The sequence below is a fragment of the Mesorhizobium sp. M0189 genome, from assembly GCF_040322135.1.
Taxonomy (GTDB): Bacteria; Pseudomonadota; Alphaproteobacteria; order Rhizobiales; family Rhizobiaceae; genus Mesorhizobium.
In genome coordinates, this window is the sequence record NZ_JAMYSW010000004.1 from 478,592 (window position 1) to 492,602 (window position 14,011).

A 14,011-nucleotide genomic window follows, 5' to 3' on the forward strand; every position below is an offset into this window, starting at 1 on the left:
AAGAACTGGGCTGAAACAAATTCATCCGTCGCCATGCCGACTGGCAAAGTCCGCCAACATGGCGCGCTGGCCTTTCAGGATCTTATGGTTGGCTTCAGGCAGGGAGAACCAGCCCGCTCTGTCGACTTCGGCGAATTCCTTCATCGAGCCGGACCTTGGCGGCCATTCCATGACGAAGGTGTTGCTGCTGATGGCGTCGCTGTCGAAATCCGCCTCGACGCACCATGCGATGACGAGCTTGCCGCCCGGCTGCCGGTAGCTGCCAAGGTGTTCGAAACCTCCATCGATGGCGACGCCGAGTTCCTCTTCGGCCTCGCGTTTTGCCGCCGCTAGCTCGTCCTCGTTCTCGTCGATCAAGCCCTTCGGGATCGACCATGCGCCGTCGTCCTTCTTCGCCCAGAATGGGCCGCCCGGATGCACCAGCAAGACCTGGAAATGTCCTTCGCTTCGGCGAAAGATCAGCAACCCTGCGCTGCGTTTGGCCATTGCGCTATTCCCCTGACGAAAATGAAACGAACGTTCTCGTCCGGGCGGGCCTATGGAATAGCCTGCCACGGCGGAACGATTTCCGCTCGCAGCCGTTCCGTCCGTTCGGCAAATGAGTGATCGACTGAGTGATCGACATGGCGACGCCACGAGCTGCCTGGAAGGGCTTTATGAAAGTCGGATCTGTTTCCTGTGGCGTCAAGATCATCGGCGCCGTCAGCGAGGCCGAGAAAGTGCATTTCAGGATCCTGAACCGCAAGGACGGTCTTCCGGTCAAGAGCGCCTATATAGACGAGGAGACCGGCGACACGGTCGAGGCGGCCGAGCAGGTAAAGGGCTACGAGGTCGAAAAGGGCGAGTTCATCCGCATTGAGCCGGACGAAATCAAGAAACTGAAGATGGTATCGCAGCATACGCTCGAGATCGGCGAGTTCGTGCCCACCGCCGAAATCGACGCACGCTACCTCGAAAAACCCTACTATCTCGTTCCGGCCGACGCGCCCTCCACGGAGGCTTTCGCGGTGATCCGGGACGCCATGGCCAGGAAAAAGGTAGCAGCCCGCTCCTGCGTCGTACTGTACCAGCGTGGCCGAGAGGTGCTGATCCAGCCGCTGGGCAAGGGCATGGTGATGACTGAATTACGCAACCACAATGAAGTGGTCGCGGCGGACGCGGTGTTCGAAGGGCTGAAGGATCGCAAGGTCGATCCGGAGATGCAGGAAATCGCGCAATTGCTGATCGACAAGAAGCCGGCCAAATTCGACCCGTCGAAGTTCGAAGATACTTATGAACAGGCGCTGGTTGCGATGATCGAAGCCAAGCGCAAGGGCAAGAAACCGCCCAAGCCGGCACCCGAGCCGAGGACGAACGTCGTCAATCTCGCCGATGTTCTGCGCAAGAGCCTGGCGCAAGAAGGCGGCAAGGCTCCGAGCAAAGGTCCGGGAACGGCCGCGAAACGCAAATCAGCCTGAATGTCCGAAAGCAGCCCGAACGGAACCGAAAACGCTCGCGCGCATTTAGATGACGACGCAATCCGTCGGCAAGCCAAGCGGAGCGGGGGACTGGTGGACGTCGTTGAACTAAAGACTGGCGGAATCCCGCAAGTTTCCTCCGCCGATCTGATGCAGGCGTTGCCTGTGGCCGTCTACACCACCGACAGACAAGGCTACATCACCTTCTTCAACGAAGCCGCTGCCGATCTTTGGGGATATCGTCCGGTTATCGGCCAGGACCGCTGGTGCGGTTCATGGAAGCTTCGCCACCTCGACGGGGGACCGATGGCGCACGACGAATGTCCGATGGCCGTTGCCTTGCTGGAAGAGCGGGACGTTCGTGGGGGCCGGGCGATCGTCGAGCGGCCGGACGGCCAGTTCATCCCGTTCAGCGCGCACCCGGCCCTGCTTCGCGATGCGACCGGCGAGGTCGTCGGCGCCATCAACACCTTGCTCGACCTCCGCACGCAGGCGCTGGCTGACGACGTCGGCATAAGGCTCGCTGCCATCGTCGAATCCTCGATGGACGCGATCGTGTCGAAAGACCTGAACGGCATTATCACCAGCTGGAACGACGCCGCACAACGCCTGTTCGGCTACACGCCCGCCGAGGCGATCGGCCGCCCGGTGACGATCCTCATCCCGCCCGACCACCTGGATGAGGAAGCCATGATTATCAGCCGCATTCGCGCCGGCGAACGGATTCCCTCATACGAGACTATCCGGCAGCGCAAGGACGGCACCCTGGTACCGGTTTCGCTCACCATCTCGCCGATACGCGACGGCATCGGGCGTATCATCGGCGCCTCCAAGATCGCGCGCGACATCAGCCCGCATAAGGAGAGCGAACGGCGCATCCGCACACTCATGCGCGAAGTCAACCACCGCGTCAAAAACCAGTACTCGGTGATCGTCTCGATGATCCGCGAGACCAGCAAGCTGGCGGGGACGCCAGAGGCTTTCCTTTCACAGGTCCGGGAACGCATCATGGCGCTTTCGGAATCGCACGATCTGCTGGTCGATGCCGAATGGCGCGGCGCGACTATCGGCGAATTGATCCATGCCCAGACCAAGGCCTTCGCGACACAGGCCCGTCTGTCGATGAGCGGGCCGATGATCATGCTGCAGCCGAACGCCGTGCAATATCTCGGCATTGCCTTTCACGAGCTGGCCACCAATTCGGTAAAGCACGGAGCGCTGTCGCGCCATGACGGACGGGTCGAGGTCGAATGGACCGTGATGCCAGCCGCCGATGGCAGCGACGGCTTCCGCCTTGTCTGGCGGGAACTGGACGGGCCATTGGTGGATGAAAACACGCGACGCGGTTTCGGAACGGTTGTGCTCAAACGCGTCACGCCGCAGGCGCTCAGCGGCACCGGACGCCTGGAATTCGACAGGAGCGGCATCACCTGGACGCTGGAGGCGCCGCTGCACTTCGTGCAGATGTCGATGACTGGCATCGCGGCTGATTGAAGGCCGCTACACCGGCCGCGGCTTGGCGGCCGTGTGGCAACGCAATCCCTGTGGAGGCAATCAGGAGGAGCAACGATGAGTTGGCTGGGCACCTGGCGGAACCAGTACGGGTCGGTGGTCGAAATAACCGGCGAAGAAGGCGGACGGATCAGCGGAACCTTCAGGACGGCGCTGGAGGACAGCGCCTTCTTCGGCATGACGGTGCCGCTGTTCGGTGCCTGCCATGGAGACGTCATCGGATTCACCTGCGCGGCCGAAGGGCGGGTCGGAGCCGCAGCGGTGAGCTATACCGGCATACTCAGGAACGGGAAGCTGGAGATGCTGTGGCACACTGTTGCCGATGCCGCTTTGTCGGCGGAAAAGGAAGGGGCGCCGGCCCGAGCCAGGAAACTCCCCGCCTGGCGCGCCTTTGGAACCAGCCTCGACAGTTTTGAACGCGTCTCCTGACGTGTCGCGCCTGCTGCGGCGGCATTCAGCACGCAAGTGAGGGAGCAGGGCGTCCCGTTGTGCATCGGAACTCGCGCTGACTATGGCGCGTTGGTGCGCCAGGAATGCGCTGTTCGTTACGGGGTCGATCCGATGAGCGTGCTGTATCGCGCGGCAAAAATCGCCGAACAGGCCCATGCCGCACAGGCGGACAAGACTGGAAGGCCTTATATCGAACATTGCCGCCGGGTCGTCGATGCCGTCGAAACGCTCGACCAGAAAGCCATCGCCTATCTTCACGACGTCATCGAAAAAGGCGACGGCTGGAACCGCGACCGGCTTGAGGCGGCCGGGTTTGGACCGTCCATCGTATCTGCCGTCGATGCCATGACGCGGCGGCCGAACGAGGACGATGCCGCCTTCGTTCGCAGGGCCGCGGCTAACCCGCTGGCATTGCCGGTCAAGCGCGCCGATCTCGCCGACAATCTATGGCAGGCACGGCAGATCGGTGCCTCGACGGCGAAATACGAAGACGGCCTGCGCATCCTCAAGGAAGAGTTCCCGAGCTGACGGAAAGCTGGCGGCTATCGCCGATGTGGGTCTACTCGGTGACGTGCGGCGTGTGCCGCTTGTCTTCCGCGGGATCGGCCTCGATCCGCGCCCGGTCGGGATCGAACGCACCATGGCGGGCGATCGCCAATGCCGGGGTGTCGGGCGTCTCGTAGGCCCACATGAAGTCTTCTGCCGACGAACCGACCGCATGAACACGCCAATAGCTTGCCGTGCCCTTCAGCGCGCCGTGGCTCGTTGTGTTCGTCTTCTCCAACAGGTCGAAATAGATGTCCTCGAAGGGGATGTAGAAAACCGGATCATGGCCGTCTTCATAGAGCAGCTTTGCCCGCTCGCTCGACGCGATAATGGCATCGGAGAACCGAACGGTCACAGTTCCATCGAACGGGACAATCCTGAGCGGGCCTGGGCGGGGGGCGGAATCTGCGGCTAAGGACTGCATTCGACTTCTCCGTTGACTGCGCTGCCTTCCCGAAACGTGTTGTTGCCCGTCTGAGTTCCAGACCGCGGGCGCGCCGAGGCCGGTGGTGGAACGGTTTTGCAAGGTCGTCGTTGTTTCAGACCTCCGCACGCGCCATAATCGCAATGGCCGCCACTCGCCGACTCAACCGCAAATGGACCACATGCTGGATCGATCGCCTACCCTCCCAAGGTCGCTTGGCGCTGCGCTGCGAAGGGAAGTGCCGCGGTTTACGGCACCCGGCAGTGAAATTTCATGCACCACGGTCGCATCCTACAATGTGCATAAATGCGTCGGCACCGACGGCAGGTTCGATCCGGAGCGGGTCGCGGCCGTGGTCAAGGAGCTCGATGCCGATATCATTGCTTTGCAGGAGGCCGACGAAAGGACCGGAAGCAGGCAGGGATTGCTGGATCTCGCAGCACTCGAGCGCGACAGCGATCTCGTCCCCACACATGTCCCGGAAAACCGCCGCAGCCATGGCTGGCATGGAAATCTGATCCTGGCGCGACGCGGCGTGGTCGAAAGCGTGAACCAGATCCGGCTGCCCGGCCTCGAGCCGCGCGGCGCGGTTATCGCGGACCTGGAGCTGAAGGGCGTCTCGCTCAGGATCATAGCCGCGCATTTCGGCTTGCTGCGGCGCTCGCGCTCGCAGCAAGCCAACGCGCTTGTCGAAGCCACGCACCCGGTTCTGCGGCCGACAATCTTGCTCGGCGATCTCAACGAGTGGCGCGTCCGCAACAGGTCTTCGCTGCTGGCCCTGCTGCCGCATTTCGGTCCGATCGATGCGGTTCTGCCGAGCTTTCCGTCGCGCTTTCCGCTGTTTGCGCTCGACCGCATCCTGGCCAGGCCGCCGCACCTCATTTCCAGCATCGAGGTGCACAAGACGCCGCTGGCGCAGCGCGCCTCCGACCATCTGCCCATCAAGGCCCGCCTGAACCTGGACGCGATAAGGCAGCCGCGACTGCAACCAGAATGAACCTGAAGGGTTGTTAGTCAGATTTTCAGATCGTTTGCTTCGCTGACGTTCGCCGGTGCATTTCATGGATACAGCCATTTCGCGGTTTGCCCAGGACAAGATCGCGGCCGGTAATAGCGGACTGCTGCTGATCGCCGACAATTATGACGCGTTTGCCGCGCGAATCCTTGCCGCGCGCAGTGCTACCAGCAGCCTCGACCTGATGTACTATCTCTGGCACGACGACCATAGCGGCCGGCTGCTTATGCAGGAGGTCGTCAAGGCGGCGGAGCGCGGTGTCCGCGTCCGCCTGCTGCTGGACGATATCAATCCGCGCAACAGCGACGCCGCTTACCTGGCGCTCAACAGCTACAAGAACATCGAGCTGAGGCTATTCAACCCCAGCGGCATGAGGAACGGCAGCATCTTTCGCTCGCTGGAGATGGTCGCCCGGCTGTTTGCGATGACCCGCCGCATGCACAACAAGGCCTGGATCGCCGACGAGAGCCTGGCCATCGTCGGAGGAAGAAACATCGGCGATGCCTATTTCGACGCTGCGGAGACGAATTTTCGTGATCTCGACCTGTTGCTTCTCGGTCCTGCCGTAGGGCAGACGATGCAGATCTTCGAGGCGTTCTGGAATTGCGAGGCGGCAAAGCCGATCCAACTGCTCAATCCGGCTACGGCGGGCTCGCGCGCCGATTTCCTCGACAATCTCGATGCGACCGCGGACGGCCAGCTTTTGAACAGCCTGCGTGCCTGGCGCACGATCACGGAGTTCATTGTAGCGCACAGCGACGTCTGCTGGACGAAAGGCGTTCGCGTCATTTCCGATCCGCCGGAAAAGGTGCGCGGCAAGAGGCGCAGGAACTGGCTGACAAAGGAGCTGCTTCCCGCTATCGCGGCGACCAGGCAGCGCCTCGAAATTGTCTCGCCCTATTTCATCCCCAGCCGCACCGGGTTGGCCATCCTGTCGAAGCTGGTGGACCGTGGCGCCGAGGTTGCAATCCTGACCAACTCGCTCGCCGCGACGGACGTCGCCGCCGTGCACGGCGCCTATGCCAAATACCGCCGCAAGCTGCTTAAAAAGGGTATCCAGCTTTTCGAATTGCAGCCATTCGACCGCCAGGCCAACATCTCCGTTTTCGGCTCAAAGGGAGCCAGCCTCCACACCAAGGCCTTCACGGTCGACGACACGTTGGGGTTTGTCGGTTCCTTCAATTTCGATCCGCGTTCGGTGTCGTTGAATGCGGAAATGGGCGTGCTTTTCCATGATACCAATCTGGTGATGGAGTTGCGCCGGCGGTTCGAGCGCGAAAAGTCGGCGCAGACGAGCTACCAGCTGGTCTTGGACAAAGGCGCCTTGCGGTGGCTCGGCATGGCGGATGGCGAGATGCGGCAATACTCGCATGAACCCGAGGCCAGTCTCTATCGGCGCATCGTTGCAGCGCTGGTTGGATGCCTGCCTATCGAATCGCAATTGTAGAGGCGACGGATTTGCCGGAACGGAACTCTTTGCTGGAACGGAACTCCGGGATGACGAGTTGTAACCGTTGTCCGGAGCATGCCGATGAAGACCACGATATACAGTTTTCTTGCCGAGCTCTTGCCATTCTGGATGGCGCATAAACGCAAAATGCGCGCCGACCGTGTCGCTGAGCGGCCGACACGATCTGCCGCAGATGACGATGTTCGGCCGTCCGGCGACCCGAATCGCGCAACACCGGCGCGACGGCGCAACGCGTCTTAGGGCGGGATGCCTTCAAATTACATCCCGCTCCAACTGTCTGGTTAGCCGCATTTCTGCGACGCCAAATGATTTCCCTGGCTGCAAAGCTCTAGCTCCTTGGCGATCACGCTATTGTCAAGTATCGCTATTCGAAATCCGGCGTTGCCAAGCATCCATTTTGCAGCACGTACGTTAATGGCACTACAGTTTGCCGCTACAGGTGAGCCCCATGAGTGATAGTGCGATAGAATTCTTGCAGGACTGGATTCACGAAAACGTTCATGTGCCGCCGCCTCCGATCAGGCTTGAAAGAGAGGCGGAAATCCTCGCCAGGGAATGCGAGGAAGAGGCGGCCGACGCCGGCGTACCCATCGAAGACATCGAGGAAGAGGTTGGCGACCTCAAGGATCTGCTCGTCGCCAAGCTTGAAGACGCAGCCGAGGACGAGGCCCGGCATCTGAATGGCGATGGCCAAAGGGCTTCCATGCCGGCGGCCGAGCAAAAGCCGTCCGTGCAAAGCCGTTCCGGAGCCGCTGTAAGGGTATGAACGAGGTGCGCCGCTTCGGCCTATTGTCCGATCAGCGTCAGCCCGAACAGGATCATCAGCCAAAGCCCGGCAGCAGCGACCGCAAGACACGGCAGGACGCCGGCGCTGGCCAGATGCATGAACAGGATGGCGATGACGGCAGCCTTGGCCGCGGCGATCGTCAGGTTGAGTGCCGAATTGAAGGCGCCAAGCGCCAGGAAGGACGAGCCGACAGTCAGGGCCAGCAAGGCCAGAAGCCCGACATAGGCAAGCGTGAGTTTGCGGAACTCGCTCATCTGTTGATCAGATAGAGGACGGGGAACAGGAAGACCCAGACGATATCGACGAAATGCCAATAGAGGCCGATTGCCTGCACGCGGCGGAACCGGCTGGCCTCGATCGTGCGCGGCCACAGAGCGAGGATGCCGCCGATGACGATTACGCCGCAAATCAGATGCAAGGCATGCAGTGAGGTCATCGCGAAATAGAGGCCGAAGAAGAATTCGGCATGGACAGGATCCGGGCCCTTATAGATGAAAGGCGCGCCGAGCACCGGCGCCAGCCCTTCGCCGAATTCCCTGGCGTACTCCGTCGCCTTGATCGCCAGGAAGACGACGCCGAGCAGCGCCGTCGCAGCCAATGCCCGGCCGGCGGCGCGCCATCGCCGCGCGGCCGTGTACATATGGGCGAGCGCCATGGCGAAACTGCTGGTGATCAGGACGACGGTATTGGCCGTGCCCAGTGGCAGCGACAGATGCTTCGCCGCGCCGGCGAAGGCGTCGCCATAACTCAACCGGGCAAACATGAAGACGAGCAGGATGGCGCCGAACAGCATCGCCTCGGAGCCGATGAACACCCACATGGCAAAGCTGGCGGCTGCCGTTTCGCGAGCCGGCCGGTCGAAGGCGATGCTTGTCATCGGTGACTTCAAACCAGATCCTCCACCGGGTCCGACCGTTTCTCGGTCAGGCCTTTCATCGGATAATCGTAGGCTGGCCTGGTGACGGTCGGCATGCGATCGAAATTATGCGCCGGAGGCGGCGAGCTTGTTTGCCATTCGAGCCCGGTGGCTTGCCATGGATTATCCGGCGCCCGCGCGCCTCGAAACAGCGACCACGCCAAATAGAGCAGCGGCATCAGATAGCCGATCGCCAGCACCACGGCGCCTGCCGACGACAGGATGTGCCAGAAAGCGAATTCCGGCGGATAGGTATGGTAGCGCCGCGGCATGCCCAAAAAGCCGAGCACATATTGCGGAAAAAAAGTCAGGTTGAAGCCGATGAAGGTCACAGCCGCGGCTATACGGCCCCAAATCTCCGAATACATGCGGCCGGTGAGCTTCGGCCACCAGAAATGCAGCCCGGCCATGTAGGCGGTCACCATGCCGCCGACCATGATGTAGTGGAAATGGGCGACGACGAAATAGGTGTCGTGAACGTGGACGTCGACGGCGAGGGCGGCAAGGAAAAGGCCGGCCAGCCCGCCAAAAGTGAATAGCGCCAGGAAGAACAGGGCATAAAGCATCGGCGTCTCGAAGCTGATTTCGCCCTTGCGCAGCGTCAGGCTCCAGTTGAACACCTTTATCGCCGATGGGATCGCGACGCAGAAGGACAGGAACGAAAACACCACGCCGGCATAGGCCGACTGCCCGCTGACGAACATGTGGTGGCCCCAGACGAGAAAGCCGAAGACGGCGATCGCCATTGAAGCCAGGGCGACGGCCTTGTAGCCAAACAGTGGCCGGCGGCTGAAGCACGGCAGCACTTCCGAGACCACCCCCATGCCCGGCAGGATCATGATGTAGACGGCGGGGTGCGAGTAGAACCAGAACAGATGCTGGAACAACAGCGGATCGCCGCCGAGGTCGGGATTGAAGATGCCGATGCCGAAGACGCGCTCCAGCACGATGAGGATCAGCGATGCTGCAAGCACCGGCGTTGCCAGCACCATCACCAGGCTGGTGGCGTACAGCGTCCAGACGAAGATCGGCAGCCGGAACCAGGTGAGGCCGGGCGCCCGCAAGGTGTGGACGGTAACGATGAAATTGATGCCGGTCATGATTGTCGAAAAGCCGACGATGAAAACGCCAAATGCCGCGGTCGAGACAAAGCCGTTGGCATAGAGCGTCGACAGCGGCGTGTAGAAGGTCCAGCCGGTGTCGACGCCGCCCAAAAGCACCGAGGCGAGCGCGAACAGGCTGCCGAACATGAAGACATACCAGCTGGCCAGGTTGAGGCGGGGAAAGGCAAGATCGCGCGCGCCGATCATCAGCGGCAACAGGAAATTGCCGAGCGTCGCCGGGATCGACGGCACCAGAAAGAACCATACCATGATGATGCCGTGCAGCGAAAACAGCCGGTTGTAGACATCGTCGGAGACCAGGTCGCCGGCCGGCGTCGCAAGCTCGATGCGCATCAGCACGGCAAACGCACCGCCGAGGAAGAAGAAGGCCGTCAGCGAGACGAGATAGAGCCACGCTACCCGTTTGTGGTCGGTTGTCAGCAGCCAGGCGCGCGGCCAGGCACCCTCACTGAGATAGTTTGCCGGCGCCAAATCGCGATTCATTGCGGCGCCTCGCTGTTTGCCGCCGGGAACGAGGGAAATTGGAACGAAAGCGACTTGAGATAGGCCATCAGCATCTGCAACTCGGCTTCATCGACCAGACCGTCGAAGCTCGGCATCACCGGCTGGTAGCCGGCGGCGATTTCCTTGTTCGGGACAAGGATCGAATCGCGCAGATAGCGTTCGTCGGCGATGACCGTCTGCCGGTTCGCCAGCGCCACCGGCCGGCCGAAAATCCCATCGAGGCCGGGCGCCCGCACCTTACTGGAATTGCCATGACAGCCGGAGCAGCCGAGCGCGCGGAACAGTTTCCCGCCGCTCGCGGCGAGGCTTTCGCCTTCATCTTGGCTGCCCAGCCACGACGCATATTGCTCCGGAGCCAGCACCGTTACCCAGCCGCCCATTTCGGAATGCTGGGTGCCGCAATATTCGGCGCAGAACAGATGGTAGCGGCCCGGTTCGGTGGCAATGAACCAGACGTTGGTGGTGCGTCCCGGCACCGCATCCTGCTTCACCCGAAAGGCCGGCACATAGAAGGAGTGGATGACGTCCTGCGATGCCAGCGACACCACCACCGCCTTGCCGACCGGCACGTGCAGCTCGTTGATCTCACGCTGGCCGCCGGAATGGCGGAACTCCCACATCCATTGCTTGCCGAGGCCGGCGATCTCGATAGCGTCCGGCGGCGGATGGTCGCGCCGCACAAACAGGACTGCGCCCCAGCCGAAGAAGATGAAGGCCATCACCAGGCTGGCAATGCTCCATGTCATCTCCAGCGGCAGGCTGCGGGCACGCGCCCCGGTACGGTCGGCGGCGGAGCCGACGCGATATTTGACGGCGTAGCCGACCACGAGAACGGTCAGGAACAGGCCGAGCGCGGCCGCGAAGGCCAGCAATGTATAGAACAACGCATCGATGCTGCTTGCGATCGACGAGGCTTCCGGCGGGAAAAACCGGATACCGAAGCTCACGCCCGCCTCCTGCGCGCCAGCTGCAGTATGGCCGTCGCCAACCCCACCACCATCACGATGCTGGCGAGCTTCAAGGCAGCCCAAATCGCCGGCGTATATTGCCCCTTAGAGGTATCGAAGCCGGCGCAGAGCAGGAAGGCATGATCGGCGATCGAGCCGAGCTTGCCGGAAGATGCCTCGACAAGGGCAAGCTTAAGATCGCGCGGCGTGAAGCTCAGCGCCGGCAGCACCTGCGCTATCCGGCCTTTCGGCGTCAGCGCGATGACGGCGATCGGATGGGCGAACTGGTCGATCCTGGCGCGTGTGTCGAAGCTGATGCCAGCCTCCGCCGCAAGGGCGGCACCGGCGCCGTCGGCACTGGTCAGGAACCGCCATGCCGACAGGTTCCTCGCGTCGGCCACAGCGGCGACGGTGGTTTGCGCATCGCTCGCATCACCGGCCGTGTCGGCGGCATCGATCGAGACGAACAAAGCGCGATAGGTTTCGGGATCGAGCGACGTCTTTTTCAAATCCGAAGCGACCGCCTGTTGGGTCACACCACAAAGGTTCGGGCATTTGTCATAGCCGAAAATCAGCAGCGCCGGCCGGCCCGCAAGCGTTTGGCCGATCGTGCGCTGCACGCCGGATGCATCACGAAACACCCGGTCGAGGCTGAGCTGTGCGCCGATCTCGGGATCGAAGGCCGGGCGTGCGACGGCTGAGGCGGGCAGCACCACGAGGAGGGAAAAAGCGGTTAGCCAAGCCTTCACGGCCGGCCTCCCTGGCCTGGCGCGGTCCGGCAGCGAGCGGCCTGTGGCGCGCGTGGTATCTCGGCCTCGACCAATCCGCAGTCGGCGCCGGCGGCCGCCGGCGGCTGCCCCCAGTTCGGCAAACCGTGGCTGACGATCGCCCACATGGCGTCCTCGATCGGAATGCGAGCAATGCCGGCGGCGCGGTCGACCCAGCCGACTTTGTTCAGTGCCTGCTCCTCCGCCTTGCGGAAGGCGGCTAGGTCGTCTTCCGGAAAGCGCTGCAAGGCGGGACTGGCTCGGTTGCCGGCCGACGATGGCCCCGGCAGCGGCCACAACGGTCTGGTGTCGAAGACGAGCCCGAGGACGATGGCTGATGCCGCCAGGAACAGCAGCAAGCCGGCCGCGAAGGCAAGCAGCGCGCCCGGCCAGATATCGCGCGTTTCGGGATGGCGGGCCGCCCTAGCCATGCGCCGGCCCCCGGCGCCAGAAGCCGATACCGTCCGGCCGGCCAAGCACGAAAAGCAGCAGCGCAAGCCAGAGGCCGCCGGCTCCTGCCAGCGCGGCAAGGTCGCACCAGAACGCTGTCACACCGCCACCGGCAAGCGGCGGTCTGATCCGCCACAGGACATCGACATAATGGCCGGCCAGCACGATGCCGCAGATCGACAGAAGGCCGGCATGGCTGCGCTTTAGATCCCGGCTGAGCAACCCGGCAAAGGGGATCGCGAATTGCAGCGCAATCAGCAGCCAGAGCAGATATTGCCAGCCATTGCTGCTGCGAATGAGGTACCAGCGGATCTCGTTCGGCAGGTCGCCGCCCCAGGTCACCAGCCATTGCATGAACGACAGGTAGGCCCATAGCAGCACGAAGCCGAACAGCATGTTGGCCAAATCCTCGCTCAGCGCGACATCCTCCTCGCCGCCCGGCATGACCTCGATCGAGCGGTTCGCACACAGCACCGTCATTGCCAGAGCGTAAGCGCCGACGACTTCGGCGGATGCTTCCAGCAGCGCATAGATCGTCGAGGAGAACTCCGGCTCGAGCGAGAGCATCCAGTCGATGGCAAAGATCGTCACCGTCAGCCCATGCGCAATCAATCCAGCGGCATAGGCCTTGCCGCGGCCGGCGCTGCCGCGGCCGCTATCGGTCGTTGTCCAGTCGAGCACGCGCCACGCCAGCACCAGCCAGATCGCAGCGCAGGCGGCAAAGCGCAACAAAAAGAACGGAACGTTCAGATAAGAGAATTTCAGGCGCACCGTCTCGGGCAATGCAGCCGCGTCGGCACTCGCCCAGGGAAAGACCAGGTCGAGCCTGGGCAGAACCGGCAGCAGCAGAAGCAGCGCCAGCGGCAGCGTCGTGACCAAGCCGCGTAGCGGCTGGCGGATTGCCTCGCCCCAGCGGCCACCGGTCAGCCCATGCACCATCAGGATGGTCAGCGCACCGAGCGGCAGGCCGAGCAGGAACAGCGCCGCAGGCAGCCAGCCGGCCAACATGGCTCTGAGGTCGAAGGCCAATCCCGCGGCGCAAAGCACAAGTCCGGCGGCGGCCACGGCAAGCGCCGGCAAAATCAAACGTTCGGTGGCAAGCCGCATCATCGATCTGGCTCCGCATTGAGCTCGGCGCGGAGGCTTTCCGGCAGTTCGGCAATTGGCGCCTCGCGCGAATATTGCAGGGCGCGGATATAGGCGACGATCGCCCAGCGGTCGGCAGGCGGGACGCGCGCCGCGTAGGAAAACATGGCGCCATAGCCGTAGCTGATGACCTCATAGAAATGCCCGTCACTCGCCTTGCGCAGCGCGTCCTGATGATAGGTGGGCGGCGCTGGAAAGCCACGCTCGACGACCATGCCGTGGCCGTCGCCGGTGCGGCCGTGGCAAGGCGAACAGAAGATGTCGAAGCGCTGCCGGCCTCGCCGCAGCAGCGTCATGGTGACCGGATAGGGAAACGTGTCCGGCACCGGCGAAAGATCGGCATCGCGTGCGACCGTGTCCTCGGCCGGCGCCCGCGCCGACATGCCGTTGGCGAACTGGTTGCTCTTTTCGAGCGGATCGTAGCGCGGCTGGTCCTCCATGTCCTGCCGGCAGCCGGCGAGCAGCAAGGCTGCCGCCAGCAGACTCGTGCGCATG

At 62.7% G+C, this 14,011-nt stretch carries 17 protein-coding genes; 7 read left to right on the forward strand and 10 right to left on the reverse strand.

The window, feature by feature from the left end; genetic code table 11:
* Nucleotides 1-21: 21 nt before the first annotated feature.
* On the reverse strand, nucleotides 22-486 hold the full coding sequence (locus NKJ09_RS10765; RefSeq protein WP_023720514.1) for an NUDIX hydrolase: 465 nt from the start codon (nucleotides 484-486) through the stop codon (nucleotides 22-24).
* Between the two features lie 137 nt (nucleotides 487-623).
* Between NKJ09_RS10765 and ku the strand changes: the two genes are divergently transcribed.
* The 4 genes from ku (at nucleotide 624) to NKJ09_RS10785 (ending at nucleotide 3,947) form a co-directional block, all read left to right on the forward strand.
* Nucleotides 624-1,457 (forward strand): non-homologous end joining protein Ku, encoded by an 834-nt coding sequence (gene ku / locus NKJ09_RS10770; protein WP_352481441.1) that lies wholly within the window; start codon nucleotides 624-626, stop codon nucleotides 1,455-1,457.
* A 93-nt stretch (nucleotides 1,458-1,550) separates the two neighbouring features.
* Nucleotides 1,551-2,951, forward strand: coding sequence for a PAS domain-containing HWE histidine kinase family protein (locus NKJ09_RS10775; RefSeq protein WP_352495086.1), 1,401 nt, complete (start codon nucleotides 1,551-1,553; stop codon nucleotides 2,949-2,951).
* Nucleotides 2,952-3,026: 75 nt separating this feature from the next.
* Nucleotides 3,027-3,398: an avidin/streptavidin family protein gene (locus NKJ09_RS10780; protein WP_023720517.1), complete on the forward strand. Its 372-nt coding sequence runs from the start codon at nucleotides 3,027-3,029 to the stop codon at nucleotides 3,396-3,398.
* A gap of 132 nt (nucleotides 3,399-3,530) precedes the next feature.
* Nucleotides 3,531-3,947 (forward strand): HD domain-containing protein, encoded by a 417-nt coding sequence (locus tag NKJ09_RS10785; RefSeq protein WP_023720518.1) that lies wholly within the window; start codon nucleotides 3,531-3,533, stop codon nucleotides 3,945-3,947.
* A 31-nt stretch (nucleotides 3,948-3,978) separates the two neighbouring features.
* Here NKJ09_RS10785 and NKJ09_RS10790 read toward each other — a convergent pair whose 3' ends face one another.
* The gene (locus NKJ09_RS10790; RefSeq protein WP_023720519.1) at nucleotides 3,979-4,389 is read right to left on the reverse strand and encodes a DUF427 domain-containing protein; all 411 of its coding nucleotides are present in this window, start codon (nucleotides 4,387-4,389) and stop codon (nucleotides 3,979-3,981) included.
* A gap of 181 nt (nucleotides 4,390-4,570) precedes the next feature.
* Here NKJ09_RS10790 and NKJ09_RS10795 point away from each other — a divergent pair, with 181 nt between their 5' ends.
* The 3 genes from NKJ09_RS10795 to NKJ09_RS10805 all read left to right on the forward strand — a co-directional run bounded on the left by NKJ09_RS10795 (nucleotide 4,571) and on the right by NKJ09_RS10805 (nucleotide 7,641).
* Nucleotides 4,571-5,386 (forward strand): endonuclease/exonuclease/phosphatase family protein, encoded by an 816-nt coding sequence (locus NKJ09_RS10795; protein WP_023720520.1) that lies wholly within the window; start codon nucleotides 4,571-4,573, stop codon nucleotides 5,384-5,386.
* A gap of 64 nt (nucleotides 5,387-5,450) precedes the next feature.
* Entirely contained in the window at nucleotides 5,451-6,851 is a 1,401-nt protein-coding gene (locus tag NKJ09_RS10800) for a phospholipase D family protein (protein WP_352495087.1), read from the forward strand.
* A gap of 472 nt (nucleotides 6,852-7,323) precedes the next feature.
* Nucleotides 7,324-7,641: a DUF768 domain-containing protein gene (locus NKJ09_RS10805; protein ID WP_023720522.1), complete on the forward strand. Its 318-nt coding sequence runs from the start codon at nucleotides 7,324-7,326 to the stop codon at nucleotides 7,639-7,641.
* A gap of 20 nt (nucleotides 7,642-7,661) precedes the next feature.
* Here the strand turns inward: NKJ09_RS10805 and NKJ09_RS10810 are convergent, their stop codons facing one another.
* The 8 genes from NKJ09_RS10810 to NKJ09_RS10845 are packed head-to-tail and all read right to left on the reverse strand — an operon-like array spanning nucleotide 7,662 to nucleotide 14,010.
* Nucleotides 7,662-7,916, reverse strand: a complete 255-nt coding sequence (locus NKJ09_RS10810; RefSeq protein WP_023720523.1) for a cytochrome C oxidase subunit IV family protein — start codon at nucleotides 7,914-7,916, stop codon at nucleotides 7,662-7,664.
* Nucleotides 7,913-8,539, reverse strand: coding sequence for a cytochrome c oxidase subunit 3 (locus NKJ09_RS10815; protein WP_352495088.1), 627 nt, complete (start codon nucleotides 8,537-8,539; stop codon nucleotides 7,913-7,915). Before NKJ09_RS10815 ends, NKJ09_RS10810 begins: the two co-directional genes overlap by 4 nt.
* Before the next feature lie 8 nt (nucleotides 8,540-8,547).
* A complete protein-coding gene (ctaD, locus tag NKJ09_RS10820) occupies nucleotides 8,548-10,185 on the reverse strand; it encodes a cytochrome c oxidase subunit I (RefSeq protein WP_023720525.1) in 1,638 nt (545 codons plus the stop codon).
* Nucleotides 10,182-11,153, reverse strand: coding sequence for a cytochrome c oxidase subunit II (gene coxB / locus NKJ09_RS10825; protein ID WP_023720526.1), 972 nt, complete (start codon nucleotides 11,151-11,153; stop codon nucleotides 10,182-10,184). The genes ctaD and coxB overlap by 4 nt, the downstream gene beginning before the upstream one ends.
* Nucleotides 11,150-11,902 carry an SCO family protein gene (locus tag NKJ09_RS10830; protein WP_352481433.1) on the reverse strand — a complete coding sequence of 251 codons (753 nt, stop codon included), beginning with the start codon at nucleotides 11,900-11,902 and terminating at the stop codon, nucleotides 11,150-11,152. The genes coxB and NKJ09_RS10830 overlap by 4 nt, the downstream gene beginning before the upstream one ends.
* A complete protein-coding gene (locus tag NKJ09_RS10835) occupies nucleotides 11,899-12,351 on the reverse strand; it encodes a hypothetical protein (protein WP_352495089.1) in 453 nt (150 codons plus the stop codon). The genes NKJ09_RS10830 and NKJ09_RS10835 overlap by 4 nt, the downstream gene beginning before the upstream one ends.
* Complete coding sequence (locus NKJ09_RS10840; protein WP_352481432.1) at nucleotides 12,344-13,480, reverse strand: hypothetical protein; 1,137 nt, start codon at nucleotides 13,478-13,480, stop codon at nucleotides 12,344-12,346. The genes NKJ09_RS10835 and NKJ09_RS10840 overlap by 8 nt, the downstream gene beginning before the upstream one ends.
* The gene (locus NKJ09_RS10845) at nucleotides 13,477-14,010 is read right to left on the reverse strand and encodes a c-type cytochrome (RefSeq protein ID WP_352495090.1); all 534 of its coding nucleotides are present in this window, start codon (nucleotides 14,008-14,010) and stop codon (nucleotides 13,477-13,479) included. The genes NKJ09_RS10840 and NKJ09_RS10845 overlap by 4 nt, the downstream gene beginning before the upstream one ends.
* Between the last annotated feature and the right edge of the window lies 1 nt (nucleotide 14,011).

Bases quoted from the DNA above. Each gene is read 5' to 3' on its own strand.
- NKJ09_RS10765 (WP_023720514.1), bottom strand. From the start codon at position 486: ATGGCCAAACGCAGCGCAGGGTTGCTGATCTTTCGCCGAAGCGAAGGA.
- ku (WP_352481441.1), top strand. From the start codon at position 624: ATGGCGACGCCACGAGCTGCCTGGAAGGGCTTTATGAAAGTCGGATCT.
- NKJ09_RS10780 (WP_023720517.1), top strand. From the start codon at position 3,027: ATGAGTTGGCTGGGCACCTGGCGGAACCAGTACGGGTCGGTGGTCGAA.
- NKJ09_RS10785 (WP_023720518.1), top strand. From the start codon at position 3,531: ATGAGCGTGCTGTATCGCGCGGCAAAAATCGCCGAACAGGCCCATGCC.
- NKJ09_RS10790 (WP_023720519.1), bottom strand. From the start codon at position 4,389: ATGCAGTCCTTAGCCGCAGATTCCGCCCCCCGCCCAGGCCCGCTCAGG.
- NKJ09_RS10795 (WP_023720520.1), top strand. From the start codon at position 4,571: ATGCTGGATCGATCGCCTACCCTCCCAAGGTCGCTTGGCGCTGCGCTG.
- NKJ09_RS10800 (WP_352495087.1), top strand. From the start codon at position 5,451: ATGGATACAGCCATTTCGCGGTTTGCCCAGGACAAGATCGCGGCCGGT.
- NKJ09_RS10805 (WP_023720522.1), top strand. From the start codon at position 7,324: ATGAGTGATAGTGCGATAGAATTCTTGCAGGACTGGATTCACGAAAAC.
- NKJ09_RS10810 (WP_023720523.1), bottom strand. From the start codon at position 7,916: ATGAGCGAGTTCCGCAAACTCACGCTTGCCTATGTCGGGCTTCTGGCC.
- NKJ09_RS10815 (WP_352495088.1), bottom strand. From the start codon at position 8,539: ATGACAAGCATCGCCTTCGACCGGCCGGCTCGCGAAACGGCAGCCGCC.
- ctaD (WP_023720525.1), bottom strand. From the start codon at position 10,185: ATGAATCGCGATTTGGCGCCGGCAAACTATCTCAGTGAGGGTGCCTGG.
- NKJ09_RS10835 (WP_352495089.1), bottom strand. From the start codon at position 12,351: ATGGCTAGGGCGGCCCGCCATCCCGAAACGCGCGATATCTGGCCGGGC.
- NKJ09_RS10840 (WP_352481432.1), bottom strand. From the start codon at position 13,480: ATGATGCGGCTTGCCACCGAACGTTTGATTTTGCCGGCGCTTGCCGTG.
- NKJ09_RS10845 (WP_352495090.1), bottom strand. From the start codon at position 14,010: ATGCGCACGAGTCTGCTGGCGGCAGCCTTGCTGCTCGCCGGCTGCCGG.